The sequence below is a fragment of the Pseudomonas sp. B40(2017) genome, assembly GCF_002112855.1.
Classification (GTDB): domain Bacteria; phylum Pseudomonadota; class Gammaproteobacteria; order Pseudomonadales; family Pseudomonadaceae; genus Aquipseudomonas; species Aquipseudomonas pharyngis.
Genome location: NZ_NEIT01000010.1, coordinates 165281 through 179001, shown reverse-complemented (window position 1 = coordinate 179001; position 13721 = coordinate 165281). Strand labels below are relative to the sequence as shown.

Sequence of the window (13721 nt, the reverse complement as noted above, 5' to 3'; positions counted from 1 at the left end):
ACTCGCCCATCATACTTTGGTGTCGCCCGTGGCGAATATCGGCCGACATTGCACACTGCGATGGGCATCACAGGTGGCGCTTTTGTAAGCCACTGTATCTACCGCCCCTCTAGCCATACAAGCATGCACAGCGCCGGGTTGGCGAAACCGCCGGGATACATCCGCCGCGCAGCCTTGGCCCTGGTTTCAACGTCCTTCGACGTTGAGTGAAAGCAACGTGACGTCCGCGCTCGTGCCACCCGAAAGGCAGCAGGACCGGTCGTCCCGATGACAGGGCAGAACATTATGAAAGCAGTGGTTATCCAGGCCTTTGGCGGGCCCGAAGTGTTGACGGTGCAGGACATTCAACTGGCAGAACCGGGGCCCGGACAAGTCCTGGTCAAGGTCATGGCGGCGGGTATCAATTTCATGGACACCGGTGCCCGACGCGGGCTCGGCGCTGCCTGGGAGCTACCGCTGACGCTGGGTGCAGAAGGCGCCGGCGTCGTCCTGGCCAGCGGCCCGCAGGTGACGGAATTCGCGGTCGGTGACCGCGTGGCCTGGCATTACGTGCCGGGCAGCTACGCCGAACAGGTGATCGCCCCGGTCAGCCAGTTGGTGCCGCTGCCGGACGATATCGACTTCGCCACCGCCGCCAGCCTGATGATGCAGGGCCTGACCGCCAGCAATCTGGTGGACAAGGTGCATGCGATCCAGCCGGGCGACGTAGCCTTGGTGCATGCGGCGGCCGGGGGCGTGGGGCTGATGCTGACCCAGTTGATCAAGCTGCTGGGCGGCAAGGTCATAGGCCGGGTTTCTCATGCCGACAAGGTCGAGGCGGTGCTCGCGGCGGGGGCGGACTATGTGGTGATCGGGCGGGCGCAAAACATTGCCGCCCAGGTCATGCGCCTGACCGACGGGCAGCGGGTGAATGTGGTGTACGACGGCACGGGCGCGGAGGGGTTTGCCGACTCGCTGGAGCTGCTGGATTACTTCGGCACCCTGGCCTTGTACGGACCGTTCATGAACCCGACCCCGCCGATCGATATCTTCAGCATGCCGCGCAGCATCAAGCTGACGTATCCCTCGGTCATGCACTACGTGCGCAACCGCGAGGTGCTGCTGGAAAAATCCCGGCAACTGTTCGCATGGGTCAGTGCCGGCAAACTGAAAGCCGTGATTGGCAAGCGTTATTCACTGGATGATGCGCAACAGGCCCATCGCGATATCGAGTCGCGCAACACGACGGGCAAGCTGATCATCGTCCCTTGACGCCACGCCAGATCAGCAGGGCCGCCAACACCTGGCTACCGGCGAAAAACGTGAACAGGTGTTGTGCGGTCCATCCGGCATCCAGCAGAAACCCGGCGACCACCGGCGAAATGATCGCCCCCAGACGCCCGGTCGCAAGCACCACGCCGACGCCGGTCGTACGGATCGACGTGCAGAACGCTTGAGGGGCCAGCACATACAGAGCCGCGACTGCACCATTGAGCATCAGCCCCAGCGTGACCGCCACGAGTGTCGCCAGACCGGGGACGCGCGTGGCCGGCAGCATCAGTGGCAGCAGGGCGGCATTGAGCAGCAGAAAGCCCGACAACAAACGTCGGCAGCCGTAACGATTGGCCGCCAGACCCAGAAGCAGGGCGCCGAGCATGCCACCCAGCGCCAACAGCATCCCGATCCGGGCGCCTTGTTGGTCGGTAAAGCCATTGTCGACCAACAGGGCCGGGGTCCAGCTCATCACGAAGTAAAAGCAGAACATCAACAGAAAGAGTGCCAATGCCAGCGATAGAGTCTGTTGCCACTGACCGGGCGAAAACGGCCGGTTAGCGATGTCCGGCGACAGTGGAGGAACAGGCGCGCGCTGTTCAAGTGCCAGAAATGACGGCGATTCTCGCAGCCAGAAGACACCGACCACTGCCGCCGCCAGCGTGATGCAACCCCCGGCCAGAAAGACATACCGCCAGCCCATCAAATCATTGAGTACATGCGCCAGCACACCGCCCAGGCTGGCGCCCATGGCGAAGGCGAGGGATTGCAACGCGATAGCCAGATTGCGCCGCTGCGGGCTGGCGTGTTCGAACGTCATCACGTTGGCCCCCACCAGTACCGCCCCCGTGCCGATGCCGGTCAGCAGTCGCAAAAGCATCAGTACGTGATGATCCGGGCTCCAGAACGACAGCAACATGCTCAGGCCGCTGAGCAGCAGGCCGGCGAGCAACAAAGGCCTGCGCCCGAAGCGGTCGGCCCTGGGCGCGGCCAGCAGCGAGCCGAGCGCCATCCCGACCAGGCTTGCGCTCAACAACAGGCCCAGTTGCGCGCCGCTCAACGCCCACTCGGCTGCTACCCGGCTGGCGGTGAAGGCCATGGCTATCACGTCCAGCCCGTCGATCACGTTGAACAGCATGCACAACCCGATCACCCACCACGGCGAAGTGGTCGATGGCGTACTGCTCAGGCGTTCGAGCGCTGTTTCCCCACGCATCCGCAATCCTTGTTCAGGTCTGTCATTCAATTGGGCCGTTTCCCCGCCGCATTCTGCCCGTTAACCGCTGCTGAGTTCGAGCGCGTTTTTGCGCGCCGGGCCAACGCGTCATACCAAGGTATCGACCGACACCATCGTGTAATCGCCCCGGTGCCAGCGCAGTGGTCTGATCCGATTGGCGATGCCTTTCGAATAATGACTACAAGGAGATCCATCATGGTTGCGGTTTCGTCCGGTCTTACCTGGCGCCATTGCCTGGCGTCATCCATCAGGGGCGGCGTGCTCGGCCTTGCCGTACTCGCGGGCAGCAGCGGCGTCTGGGCCGCGACCCCGGCAGCGGATCCGGCGCAAGCCATTCGCCCGTACACCATCCATGTGGACGAAGCGAAATTGAGCGACCTGCGCAAACGCATCGCCGACACTCGCTGGCCGGACAAGGAAACGGTCGGCGACGTGTCCCAGGGAGTGCAACTGGCGCAGGTCCAGGCGTTGGTGAAGTATTGGGGCGACGGCTATGACTGGCGCAAGGCCGAAGCGAAGCTCAACGCCTTGCCGGAGTTCGTGACCACCATCGACGGCGTCGACATCCAGTTTATCCATGTGCGTTCGCGCAATCCCAATGCGATGCCGCTGATCCTCACCCACGGCTGGCCGGGTTCGCAGTTCGAATTCCTCAAGACCATCGGCCCGCTGACCGATCCCGTGGCCTATGGCGGCAAGGTCGAGGACTCGTTCGATGTGGTGATCCCGTCGATTCCCGGCCATGGTTTCTCCGGCAAACCGACCGAGCTCGGCTGGGGCCCTGACCGGGTGGCGAAGGCCTGGGATGTGTTGATGAAACGTCTGGGCTACAGCCATTACGTGTCCCAGGGCGGCGATCACGGCTCGGTGATTTCCGACGCACTGGGTCGTCTGGCGCCGCCCGGTTTGCTGGGCATCCACCTGAACATGCCGGCCACCGTGCCGCCGGAACTGGTCAAACCGATCAACAGCGGCGACCCGGCCCCGGCGGGGCTGACCGCGCCGGAGGTGACGGCCTTCAATTCGCTCAGCCAGTTCTTCGGCCGCAACGCCGCTTATGGCGCAATGATGGTGACCCGACCGCAGACCATCGGTTATCTGCTGGCCGACTCGCCCGCCGGTACGGCCGCGTGGATGTATGAAAAATTCGCCGCGTGGACCGACAGCGACGGTCAGCCCGAGAAGGTCTTGAGCCGCGATGAAATGCTCGACGACATCAGCCTGTACTGGCTGACCGACAGCGGGGCGTCGTCCTCCCGTTTCTACTGGGAGAACAACAACAATAACTTCAGCGCCGCCGCGCAGAAGACTGCCGACATCAAGGTGCCGGTGGCGATCACCGTGTTCCCCCACGAAATCTATCGGGCGCCGAAAGTCTGGTCGCAGCGCGCCTATCCGTCGCTGGCCTACTTCAGTGAAGTCAGCAAGGGCGGTCACTTCGCGGCTTGGGAGCAACCGCAATTGTTCAGCGAAGAACTGCGCGAAGCCTTCCGGCCTCTGCGCGCCACCGCGCAGAAAACCGCTGCGCAGGCAGCCCGCTAACCCTGCAATCCGCAAGCACTTCAACCCTAAGCCCTTGACCACAAAGCCCGGAACCGCCGCCCGGCGGTTCACGAGGGAGACTCGGCATGACTGACTTTAACGCTGTAACCCCATCCCGGCGCCTGCTCGCCGGTTCGATCCTGGCGCTTGCGCTGGGCATCGCTTCGGCATACGCCAGCGCCGCCGAAGTGCCCGCCGGCAAGATTGACGCCATTACCGCCGGCACGAATGTTTCGTTCGGCGCGCTGAAACACGTCAAGGCCGGACTGCTGGACGTTTCCTACGCCGAAGTCGGTCCGGCCGACGGTCCGGTGGTCATCCTGCTGCACGGCTGGCCCTACGATATTCACAGCTACACCGATGTCGCCCCGGCGCTGGCGCAGAAGGGCTATCGGGTGCTGATCCCCTACGCGCGCGGCTATGGCGACACGCGTTTCCTGTCTGCCAAAACCGTGCGCAACGGCCAGCCGGCGGCGCTGGCGAAAGATCTGATCGACTTCATGGACGCCCTGAAGATCAAACAGGCCGTGCTTGGCGGCTATGACTGGGGCGCGCGTACCGCCGACATCGTTGCAGCGCTCTGGCCCGAGCGGGTGAAGGCGCTGGTGGCGGTGAGCGGTTACCTGATCGGCAGCCAGGAAGCGGGCAAGACGCCGCTGCCGCCGGCGGCGGAGTTGCAGTGGTGGTATCAGTTCTACTTTGCGACCGAGCGTGGCCGTCTGGGCTACGAAAAGAACACCCACGACTTCGCCAAACTGATCTGGCAGCTGGCCTCGCCGAAGTGGACCTTCGACGACGCGACTTACGAGCGCAGCGCCGCCGCGTTGCAGAATCCGGATCACGTCGCGGTGTCGATCTTCAACTACCGCTGGCGCCTGGGACTGATCAAAGGGGAAGCGCAATACGATTCGCTGGAGAAAAAACTCGCGGCATTCCCCTCGATCAGCGTGCCGACCATCACCCTGGAGGGCGACGCCAATGGTGCGCCGCACCCACCGGCCGAGGCCTACGCCAAACGCTTTACCGGCAAGTACGAGTACCGGCTGATCAGCGGCGGCATCGGCCACAACCTGCCGCAGGAAGCGCCGCAAGCGTTCGCCCAGGCGGTGATCGATGCCGATCATCTCTGATTGCCGGCCGAAGGGGATCCGACCATGAAATTCAACCATTGGGCCGTGTTGCCAGCGGCCATTGCGCTCGCGGCACTGGCGGCCACCGGTGTCGCGTTGGGCGAGGCCGATGACGGCGATGCCTCGCCGATCTACGGCGTGAAGCTGCCGAAAAACTATCGGCAGTGGGCGCTGATTGCCCCGGCCCAGGAAGCCGCGCCGCTGGATGAACTGCGCGCAGTGCTGGGCAACGACCGGGCGATCAAGGCTTATCAGAGCAAGACGCTGCCGTTTCCCGACGGCACGGTGCTGGTGAAGCTGGCGTGGAAGCACGTGCAGTCGCCGGAGTTCGAGCCGGCCTCGATTCCGGGAGCGGCCACCACCGTTCAGGTGATGGTCAAGGACTCGCACAAATACGCCTCGACCGGTGGCTGGGGATTCGGCCGTTTCATTAACGGCAAACCCGCCGACGAAGCCCAGCACCAGACCTGCTTTGCCTGCCATCAGGCGCGGGTGCAGAACCACGATTTTGTCTTCACTCGATACGCTCCCTGAATCCGTCATACGAGGAACATCCCGATGAAAAAAACACTGATTGCACTGAGCATCGCTGCGGGCCTGTGCCTGGGCGCCAATGCCTTCGCCCAGACCGCCAAACCCACGGTGGTGCTGGTGCACGGCGCATTTGCCGACGCGTCGAGCTGGAACGGCGTGGCGAAGATTCTCGAGAAGGATGGCTACACGGTGATCGCCGCCGCCAATCCGCTGCGCGGCGTCAAGAGCGATGGCGCAGCGGTATCGGCGTTGCTCAGCAGCATCCAGTCGCCGGTGGTGCTGGTCGGTCACTCCTATGGCGGCAACGTCATCAGTGATGCGGCCAACGATCATGCCAATGTCAAAGCGCTGGTCTACGTCAGCGCCTTTGCCCCCGAAGCCGGTGAAACCGTTGCCGGGCTGGCCGGCAAGTTTCCCGGCAGCACCCTCGGACCAACGCTGGCGCCACCGGTTGCGCTGGCCGACGGCGGCAAGGACCTGTACATCCAGCAGAGCAAGTTCCACGACCAGTTCGCCGCCGATGTCCCGGCTGCACAAGCGGCGCTGATGGCCGCGACCCAGCGCCCGGTCACCGAAGCGGCGCTGAACGAGCAGGCCGGAACGCCGGCCTGGAAGCACATTCCGTCGTGGTACATCTACGGCGACAAGGACAAGAACATCCCGCCCCAGGCGATGGCGTTCATGGCCAAGCGTGCAGATGCCAAGGCCGTTGAGGTGGTGAAGGGCGCCTCGCACGTGGTGATGGTGTCGAATCCGGCACCGGTGGCGCGGCTGATTGAAAAAGCCGCGGCGGCCAACTGAAACCCTGCGACGTGCCGAGGCGCGTCGCAGGTCTGTCACCCCCCGCTCAGGCAACGGACACCTGCGGCGATGTTGTCGGTGCCAGTTTGAGCAGGGGGGTGATGCCGAGCATCAACAGCAGTACCGCGAACAGCAAGGTGTACGCCGGGCCATAGTGTCCGGCGTATTCGCGCAGGGCACCGAACAGCAACGGCCCGAGCGCGGCGATCAGGTAACCGATGAACAACATGAACACCGTCCACAATCCGGCCTGTTCGCTGGTGCGGGCGTGATCCAGCGGCAAGGTCATGGCCACGGTGAAGCCCATGCCCAGCCCGATGGCCGCGAGCACCACATACAGCATCGGCCAGTACCCCGGCAGGAACGCCATGCCGCCCACCCCGAGCAGGGCCAGCAACGCCGACAACCCGAGCAAACCGCGCCGGTCGTGGGCCTTGCCCGGAATCAGGCCCGCACCCACGCTGGCCACGGCGAACACTGCAGTAAAAATGCCCAGCAGGACGCCCGGGGAAACACTCGACGTGGCCGCTTCCACCGAGGCGGGCGCCATCCAGGCGAAGAGGGCGTAGACCACGAATTGCCCGGCCCCGAAATTCAACGCGATCAGCCAGGCCTGCGGATTGCTCCAGGGCAGGCGTTTGCTCGGACTCGACGACGATTTCACTACAGGCGCCGGTGTCGCAAAACGCCGTGCCATCCACACCCAACTGGCGATGGCGGTGAGGCACAGCACGCTCCAGACTCCGGCGCTGACCCGCCAGTCCTGCGCCAGCTCGGCAATCGGCGCGCTGAGCACCGCCGCGAGGGTCGCGCCCAGACTCAAGCCGCCGGCATAGATGCCCATGAACAGCGCCGGGCGTTGCGCAAAGTGAGTCTTGATCCACGCGCCGGTCATCGCGCCGGCAACCGCAATGCCGATGCTGGCAAAGAACGTACTGCCGAGCAGGAAGAATGCATTCGGCGAGATCGCCCGCAACAAGGTCGAGGCGCCCAACAACGTCAGGGCGACCACCACACTGCGATCGATCCCGAAGCGCCTGGCCAGGCTCGGAACCACCAGCGCGAACACACCCATGCACACGTCAGGAATCGAGGTCAGCAGCGCGGCCTGGGTGTAGCTCAACTGGAAGTGCTGCTGGATCAGCAACAGAATCGGCCCCACCGAAATGATCGGCGGCCGCAGGGCGATGGACAGGATCAGCAGGCCGATCACCGCCGTGACGCTCTGCTGGTGGCCGGAGAGATTGCGGGTGATTGCCATGGGAAAGGCCTCATTGATGAACAATGAGCGCAAGGCTAACAATGGGCCGGCCATGGCAAATGCCAGGGTTTGTCGCCAAAGTGACAATCGTCGCTTTAACACGATCAAGGTCTGTTTTCAGGAGACTCCAGCCGATGAAACGAGAGGTGCGCAAGGTCATTGCCAGGCGTGATTCCGCGCCGCGCAGCGAACGTTATCCCGATTATCAGGACGTGCCGCGGGTAATGACCGTGCTGGTCCGCGATCAGGCCACCGGCGAATACAACGAGCCGCACGTGCATCGGCACGGGCAATTGCTGTATGCCTCGAACGGCGTGATGCGGGTGGCCACCGAGCGCGGCTTGTGGATCCTGCCGCCGAAGCGGGCGCTGTGGATTCCGCCCGGGATGATCCACGACCAGTTGATGCTCAGCGCGGTCAAGATGCGCTCGATCTACATCGAGCCGCAGGTCTGCGCAGGGCTGGGCGATCACTGCAAAGTGCTGGAGATCCCCGGACTGCTGCGTGAGTTGATCCTGGCCCTGGCCGAGCAGCCAATCGAGTATCCGCAGGAGGGCCGCAATGCGCACATCGTGGCGTTGATACTCAGTGAATTGCAGGCGGCGCGGACGTTGCCGATCGAAGTGCCATGGCCGGTCGACCGGCGACTGGTCACGGTGTGCGAGGCGATTCTGCAAGACCCCGGACAAGACCATTCGATCGGCTATTGGGCCGACCGGGTCGGTGCCAGTTCGCGCACGCTGATACGGCTGTTCGTCAATGAAACCGGCCTGAATTTCCGCCACTGGTTGCAGCAGGTGCGGCTGGCGACCGCCATCGACCGGCTCGACAAAGGGCAATCCGTGGGCGTTATTGCCCGGGACCTGGGTTACACCAGCCAGAGTGCCTTCAGTGCCATGTTCAGACGGGTGATGGGTGAATCGCCCCGTGAATTTCTCGTCCGCGATTAGCGCGTTCCGGCGATTCCGATACCTTCGTATTCTGTCGTCGAAGGGAGGCGGGTGTTATCAATGACACTGCTGTTGCAGGTGCACTGAACACCCAGCCTCGTTCCGCGAGGAACCTTCGAAGAGTGAGAAATCCTGATGCTTTTATACCTATCGACCTGGTCCGAAATCGCCCAATTCCTCGAACGCAGCCGCACCATCGTCATCCCGATCGGTTCCAACGAACAGCACGGGCCGACCGGCCTGCTGGGCACCGACTGGATGTGCCCGGAAATCATCGCCCATGAAGCGCAGAAAAACGCCGATATCCTGATTGCCCCGACCTTCAACATCGGCATGGCGCAACATCACCTCGGCTTCCCCGGCACCATCTCGCTCAGGCCCTCGACGTTCATCGCCGCCATCGCCGACTGGACCCGTTCGCTGGCCGCCCATGGCTTTGAAAAGATCTTTTTCCTCAATGGCCACGGCGGCAACATCGCGTCAATCGAAGCGGCGTTTTCGGAGCTGTACGCCGAAGCGAGTTTTGCCCGACGCAAAGCCGGGTTCGCCCTGAAGCTGTGCAACTGGTGGGACCTGGAAGGGGTCAACGAGCTGGCGCGCGAGCAGTTCCCGACCGGCCACGGCATTCACGCGACCCCTTCGGAAATCGCCGTGACCCAATGGGCCTACCCCGATTCCATCAAGTCGGCCGACTACTCGCCGCAAATCGCCAATTGGGGGCCGATCCGGGAAGCGGCGGATTTCCGTGCCCGTCATCCGGACGGCCGCATGGGCTCGGACCCGGCCCAGGCTTCGCCGGAAAAAGGCCGGCAACTGGTGGAAATGGCCGCTCGTGGTCTGGTGCAGGAGGTGCAGGCCTTCAGCCGCGAGTCATTACCCGACTGAACCGTCGCCCTGACCAACGCCCGGATGTTCCGGGCGTTGCTGTTTCAACCCTTGGGAAAATCGCCATGTGGACTATCAAGCACAGCTACATCGATGGTGCGTTCGTGCCCGTTCAGGGCCGCGAAACGATCGAATGCATCAACCCGGCGACGGAGTCCGTCATCGGAACGGTCACCCTGGCCAATCGCGACGATGCCAGGCAAGCCATCGCCGCCGCCCAGCGTGCGCAAGTCACGATGGGCCACACCACGAAAGCCGAGCGCATCGACATGCTCAAGCGCCTGCAGGCGGCGGTGCTGGAGAGCACCGAGGAGATACGCGACACCGCCATCGAGGAATACGGCGCACCGTTGGCACGTGCGCAATGGGTCAGCCAGTACGCCTCGCAATCCTTCGTCAACGCGGCGCAGATTCTCGAAAACTACGAGCTGGTGCGGCCTGTGGGCCGTGCAAGCGTCGTGATGGAACCGGTTGGGGTATCGGCATTGTTCGCGCCCTGGAACAGCACCGCCGGTACGGTGTGCAGCAAACTGGCGGCGGCGATTGCCGGCGGCTGCGCCTCGGTCATCAAGCCGAGCGAACTCAGCCCGTTGCAGACCCAGGTGCTCGCGCTCGCCTTGCACCGTGCGGAACTGCCAAACGGGGTGATCAATATTGTCCTGGGCCGTGGGAGCGATGTGGGCGACGAGATCAGCACCAGCCCGGACATCGCGAAGATTTCGTTCACCGGTTCCACCGCCACCGGAAAACTCATTGCCCGCGCGGGCATCGAGACCATGAAGCGGGTGAGCCTTTCGCTCACCGGCAAGTCGGCATCCATCGTGCTCGACGACGCGGATCTCGAAACGGCCATCCCCATGGCCCTGAATGCTGCCTTCATGAACAACGGCCAGGCCTGCGTCGCCGGCACACGGCTGTTGGTGCCGCGTGCGTTCCTGCCGCAGGTGATCGAGCGGGTAAGAGCCTTGGTCGACGCCATAGTGGTCGGTAATCCCCATGATCCGGCGACGGCCATCGGTCCGTTGGTCAACCAGGCGCAGTTTGATCGCGTGCAGGGTTTTATCCGGCGCGGGCTGGAGCAGGGCGCGCGATTGATCGTCGGCGGGGAGGGCCGGCCTGCCGGGCTGAGCCAGGGCTATTTCGTCAAGCCCACGGTGTTTGCCGACGTCAGCAATGACATGGACATTGCCCGGGAAGAGATCTTCGGCCCGGTGCTGTCGATCATCGCCTACGACGACGAGGAAGACGCCATCCGCCTGGCCAATGCCAGCGTCTACGGTTTGCAGGCGTATGTGTTCACCCGCGAGGCGGAACGGGGCCGACGCATCGCTGCGCGCCTGGAGGCCGGTTCGGTGTTGATCAACCGGATCGCACCGGAGCTGCTGGCACCGTTTGGCGGGGTCAAGCAGTCGGGGATCGGCAGGGAATTCGGGGTGTCGGGGCTGGAAGCGTTTCTTGAGGCGAAAAGCATCGTCGAGGACTGACCACGGCAGCAGGGCAATCAGGATCACTCCTGCTTGCCCGGCTCAAGTCATTGCGGATCAGCCCAGCGCTTCGATGGCCTGCGCAACACCCGCACCGTACGCCGGATCGGCCTGGGTGCAGTTATCGATGTGGCGTTGCCGGGTCTGAGCGCTGGCGCCATGGATCGAGCGCGCGGTGTTCTCGAACAAAACCTGTTGCTGGGCGGGCGACATGGCCCGGAACAGCGCGCCTGGTTGCGAGAAGTAGTCGTCGTCCTCGCGGTGGTTCCAGTGCCCGGCGCTGCCTTTCAGGGCCAGCGGCGGTTCGCTGAAATCCGGTTGCTCGGCCCACTGGCCATAGCTGTTGGGCTCGTAGCCGATTGTGCTGCCCGCGTTCGCATCGGTGCGCATCTGGCCGTCACGGTGATAGCTGTTGACCGGGCAGCGCGGCGCGTTCACCGGGATCTGATGATGGTTGACGCCGACGCGATAGCGCTGGGCATCGCCATAGGAGAACAGCCGGGCCTGGAGCATTTTGTCCGGTGAGAAGCTGATGCCGGGCACCACGTTGGCCGGGTTGAAGGCCGCCTGTTCGACGTCGGCGAAGTAGTTGTCCGGGTTGCGGTTGAGTTCGAGCACGCCGACTTCGATCAGCGGGTAATCCGCGTGAGGCCAGACTTTGGTCAGGTCGAACGGATTGATCGGGTAGGTCTCGGCGTCCAGCTCCGGCATCACTTGTACGTAGAGCTTCCATTGCGGGAAGTGGCCTTCCTCGATGGCGTTGTACAGGTCGCGCTGGGCGCTTTCGCGGTCATCGCCGATCAGTGTTGCGGCTTTTTGATCGGTCAGGTTCTCGATGCCTTGTTGGGTTTTCCAGGTGAACTTCACCCAGAAACGTTCGTTCGCCGGGCTGATGAAACTGAAGGTGTGGCTGCCGAAACCGTGCATGTGACGGTAGGTGCGCGGCAGGCCACGATCGCTCATGACAATCGTGACCTGATGCAGCGCTTCCGGCAGTAACGTCCAGAAATCCCAGTTGTTGCGCGCGCTGCGCATATTGGTGCGCGGGTCGCGTTTGACCGCATGGTTGAGGTCGGGGAATTTCAACGGGTCGCGCAGAAAGAACACCGGCGTGTTGTTGCCCACCAGGTCCCAGTTGCCTTGCTCGGTGTAGAACTTGATGGCGAATCCACGGATATCGCGCTCGGCATCCGCCGCGCCACGCTCACCGGCCACGGTCGAGAAACGGACGAACACATCGGTGGTCTTGCCCACGCTGGAAAACAGTCTGGCCTTGGTGAAGCGGCTGATGTCGTGGGTGACGGTGAAGGTGCCGAACGCACCGGAACCCTTGGCGTGCATGCGCCGCTCGGGGATGACTTCCCGATCGAAGTGCGCCAGTTTTTCCAGCAACCATACGTCCTGCAACAGCATCGGGCCTCTGGGGCCGGCGGTCTGTACGTTGTTGTTATCAACCACGGGCGCGCCCGCGGCAGTCGTCAGCTTGTTCATGCGCAACTCCTGGCTTTTGTCGGTTTCCCGCCATCACATCAAAAGCCCCGGGCGCGATCTATTGCACCATGGTGTCGCCGGATAGTACGAAGGTGTGGTTGGAAGACGGTGCGTTCTGGTGTCGGCGGGGGACAGATCAGGCGAGGGTGATGCTGACCTTGATGTTGTTGCGCGTGGCCTTGGAGTAGGGGCAGTTCTGGTGTGCCGCGTCGATCAGTTGTTGCGCCACTTGCGGTTCGATCTCCGGCAGTGACACCGCCAGTTTCGCTTGCAGGAAGAACCCGTGCTCGCCGTGGACCAGGTCGATTTGAGCATCCACCCCGGCCATGGCCGGAAAAACGATCTTGCGCGCATTGCAGGCGTGGCGCAGTGAGCCGAGGAAACAGGCTGACCAGCACACGGCGAACAATTGCTCGGGGTTGGTTCCGGAGCCGGGCGCACCCGGGGGCGACAGCTTGAGATCCAGTCGGCCATCGTCACTGCGTCCTGTGCCCTCGCGGCCGCCTGTGGTGCAGGTATGCGCGGAGTAGAGGGTTTTTTCGATATCGATCATGGGCATTCCCTGAAAAGCATTTCACAGCGTGGAGGGCGGTTCATGTGGCCCGCGTGGGTTCATGACATTCCCGTGCAGATGCACCCGCCAGCGCGTCGGCCGTGGCCACGGCATCAGCGCCGCGATGGCCAAGATTGTCGAGCAGGGTCGAGCGGGCGATTTCGATCAGCCAGGCGCGAAACGGAAAGCTCGGGTCATGGGCGGCCTGTTCCTGATAGAGCGCCCTGAAGGCTTGCTGAACGAGGCTGCCGGTGTCTTCGCGACGGATCCGCCCGGCCTGCACCTGACCTTCGTAGAAGGCGATAAGCAACGGTGTCACCGTCGCGAACAGCTGTTGCGCCTCACCCCGGCCATGCCGGACGGCGCCCGCGACCAAGGCATACAATTCGTCGTTGCCGAGCCGGTCTGACTCGCACAGGCAAGTGTGGCGATAACCTTCAGCCATGGTCGAATCCCTCGCAAAACCATCGTTCGACTGAGCGCGGCTGCCGAAAAGATTTGCAGGTGGGCCGGCGTTCAGCGGTGAGGTTCAAGCCTGCCTTCACAGCCGAATGACTGCCAGTTATGCGTTGTTAGCGCTTGTTAGCGCCCGGCTGTCGAGG

13 protein-coding genes are annotated in these 13721 nt (G+C 63.3%); 8 read left to right on the top strand and 5 right to left on the bottom strand.

The features are described 5' to 3' along the window. Nucleotides 1–285 precede the first annotated feature (285 nt). Complete coding sequence (locus tag CAF76_RS26415) at nucleotides 286–1251, top strand: quinone oxidoreductase (RefSeq protein ID WP_064595626.1); 966 nt, start codon at nucleotides 286–288, stop codon at nucleotides 1249–1251. Here the strand turns inward: CAF76_RS26415 and CAF76_RS26410 are convergent. After that, the gene (locus tag CAF76_RS26410; protein ID WP_085649165.1) at nucleotides 1238–2467 is read right to left on the bottom strand and encodes an MFS transporter; all 1230 of its coding nucleotides are present in this window, start codon (nucleotides 2465–2467) and stop codon (nucleotides 1238–1240) included. The genes CAF76_RS26415 and CAF76_RS26410 overlap by 14 nt on opposite strands. 216 nt (nucleotides 2468–2683) lie before the next feature. On the opposite strand from CAF76_RS26410, the gene CAF76_RS26405 reads away from it, so the two are divergent. From CAF76_RS26405 to CAF76_RS26390, 4 genes are all read left to right on the top strand, one after another. Continuing rightward, nucleotides 2684–4030 carry an epoxide hydrolase family protein gene (locus tag CAF76_RS26405; RefSeq protein WP_085649164.1) on the top strand — a complete coding sequence of 449 codons (1347 nt, stop codon included), beginning with the start codon at nucleotides 2684–2686 and terminating at the stop codon, nucleotides 4028–4030. 86 nt (nucleotides 4031–4116) lie between these two features. Next, a complete protein-coding gene (locus tag CAF76_RS26400; protein ID WP_085649163.1) occupies nucleotides 4117–5160 on the top strand; it encodes an alpha/beta fold hydrolase in 1044 nt (347 codons plus the stop codon). Nucleotides 5161–5184: 24 nt separating this feature from the next. Next, a complete protein-coding gene (locus CAF76_RS26395) occupies nucleotides 5185–5694 on the top strand; it encodes a cytochrome P460 family protein (RefSeq protein ID WP_085649162.1) in 510 nt (169 codons plus the stop codon). A 24-nt stretch (nucleotides 5695–5718) separates the two neighbouring features. Then, nucleotides 5719–6495 (top strand): alpha/beta fold hydrolase, encoded by a 777-nt coding sequence (locus CAF76_RS26390; RefSeq protein WP_064382021.1) that lies wholly within the window; start codon nucleotides 5719–5721, stop codon nucleotides 6493–6495. A gap of 46 nt (nucleotides 6496–6541) precedes the next feature. Here CAF76_RS26390 and CAF76_RS26385 read toward each other — a convergent pair whose 3' ends face one another. Further along, nucleotides 6542–7756 carry a CynX/NimT family MFS transporter gene (locus CAF76_RS26385; protein WP_085649161.1) on the bottom strand — a complete coding sequence of 405 codons (1215 nt, stop codon included), beginning with the start codon at nucleotides 7754–7756 and terminating at the stop codon, nucleotides 6542–6544. A gap of 134 nt (nucleotides 7757–7890) precedes the next feature. Here CAF76_RS26385 and CAF76_RS26380 point away from each other — a divergent pair, with 134 nt between their 5' ends. The 3 genes from CAF76_RS26380 to CAF76_RS26370 all read left to right on the top strand — a co-directional run bounded on the left by CAF76_RS26380 (nucleotide 7891) and on the right by CAF76_RS26370 (nucleotide 11075). Further along, a complete protein-coding gene (locus tag CAF76_RS26380; RefSeq protein WP_085649160.1) occupies nucleotides 7891–8706 on the top strand; it encodes a helix-turn-helix transcriptional regulator in 816 nt (271 codons plus the stop codon). A gap of 135 nt (nucleotides 8707–8841) precedes the next feature. Then, entirely contained in the window at nucleotides 8842–9591 is a 750-nt protein-coding gene (locus CAF76_RS26375) for a creatininase family protein (protein WP_064595644.1), read from the top strand. 65 nt (nucleotides 9592–9656) lie between these two features. After that, nucleotides 9657–11075 carry an aldehyde dehydrogenase family protein gene (locus CAF76_RS26370; protein ID WP_085649159.1) on the top strand — a complete coding sequence of 473 codons (1419 nt, stop codon included), beginning with the start codon at nucleotides 9657–9659 and terminating at the stop codon, nucleotides 11073–11075. A gap of 57 nt (nucleotides 11076–11132) precedes the next feature. Here the strand turns inward: CAF76_RS26370 and CAF76_RS26365 are convergent, their stop codons facing one another. The 3 genes from CAF76_RS26365 to CAF76_RS26355 form a co-directional block, all read right to left on the bottom strand. Further along, nucleotides 11133–12566, bottom strand: a complete 1434-nt coding sequence (locus CAF76_RS26365) for a catalase (protein ID WP_085649158.1) — start codon at nucleotides 12564–12566, stop codon at nucleotides 11133–11135. Nucleotides 12567–12702: 136 nt separating this feature from the next. Further along, on the bottom strand, nucleotides 12703–13119 hold the full coding sequence (locus tag CAF76_RS26360) for an organic hydroperoxide resistance protein (protein ID WP_085610216.1): 417 nt from the start codon (nucleotides 13117–13119) through the stop codon (nucleotides 12703–12705). Between the two features lie 40 nt (nucleotides 13120–13159). After that, a complete protein-coding gene (locus CAF76_RS26355; RefSeq protein ID WP_064595653.1) occupies nucleotides 13160–13564 on the bottom strand; it encodes a hypothetical protein in 405 nt (134 codons plus the stop codon). Nucleotides 13565–13721 lie beyond the last annotated feature (157 nt).

What these genes read in the sequence shown, in the direction of transcription:
- CAF76_RS26360 (WP_085610216.1), bottom strand. Translation starts at nt 13,119, where the DNA reads ATGATCGATATCGAAAAAACCCTCTACTCCGCGCATACCTGCACCACA.
- CAF76_RS26390 (WP_064382021.1), top strand. Translation starts at nt 5,719, where the DNA reads ATGAAAAAAACACTGATTGCACTGAGCATCGCTGCGGGCCTGTGCCTG.
- CAF76_RS26370 (WP_085649159.1), top strand. Translation starts at nt 9,657, where the DNA reads ATGTGGACTATCAAGCACAGCTACATCGATGGTGCGTTCGTGCCCGTT.
- CAF76_RS26410 (WP_085649165.1), bottom strand. Translation starts at nt 2,467, where the DNA reads ATGCGTGGGGAAACAGCGCTCGAACGCCTGAGCAGTACGCCATCGACC.
- CAF76_RS26380 (WP_085649160.1), top strand. Translation starts at nt 7,891, where the DNA reads ATGAAACGAGAGGTGCGCAAGGTCATTGCCAGGCGTGATTCCGCGCCG.
- CAF76_RS26405 (WP_085649164.1), top strand. Translation starts at nt 2,684, where the DNA reads ATGGTTGCGGTTTCGTCCGGTCTTACCTGGCGCCATTGCCTGGCGTCA.
- CAF76_RS26395 (WP_085649162.1), top strand. Translation starts at nt 5,185, where the DNA reads ATGAAATTCAACCATTGGGCCGTGTTGCCAGCGGCCATTGCGCTCGCG.
- CAF76_RS26415 (WP_064595626.1), top strand. Translation starts at nt 286, where the DNA reads ATGAAAGCAGTGGTTATCCAGGCCTTTGGCGGGCCCGAAGTGTTGACG.
- CAF76_RS26375 (WP_064595644.1), top strand. Translation starts at nt 8,842, where the DNA reads ATGCTTTTATACCTATCGACCTGGTCCGAAATCGCCCAATTCCTCGAA.
- CAF76_RS26385 (WP_085649161.1), bottom strand. Translation starts at nt 7,756, where the DNA reads ATGGCAATCACCCGCAATCTCTCCGGCCACCAGCAGAGCGTCACGGCG.
- CAF76_RS26400 (WP_085649163.1), top strand. Translation starts at nt 4,117, where the DNA reads ATGACTGACTTTAACGCTGTAACCCCATCCCGGCGCCTGCTCGCCGGT.
- CAF76_RS26355 (WP_064595653.1), bottom strand. Translation starts at nt 13,564, where the DNA reads ATGGCTGAAGGTTATCGCCACACTTGCCTGTGCGAGTCAGACCGGCTC.
- CAF76_RS26365 (WP_085649158.1), bottom strand. Translation starts at nt 12,566, where the DNA reads ATGAACAAGCTGACGACTGCCGCGGGCGCGCCCGTGGTTGATAACAAC.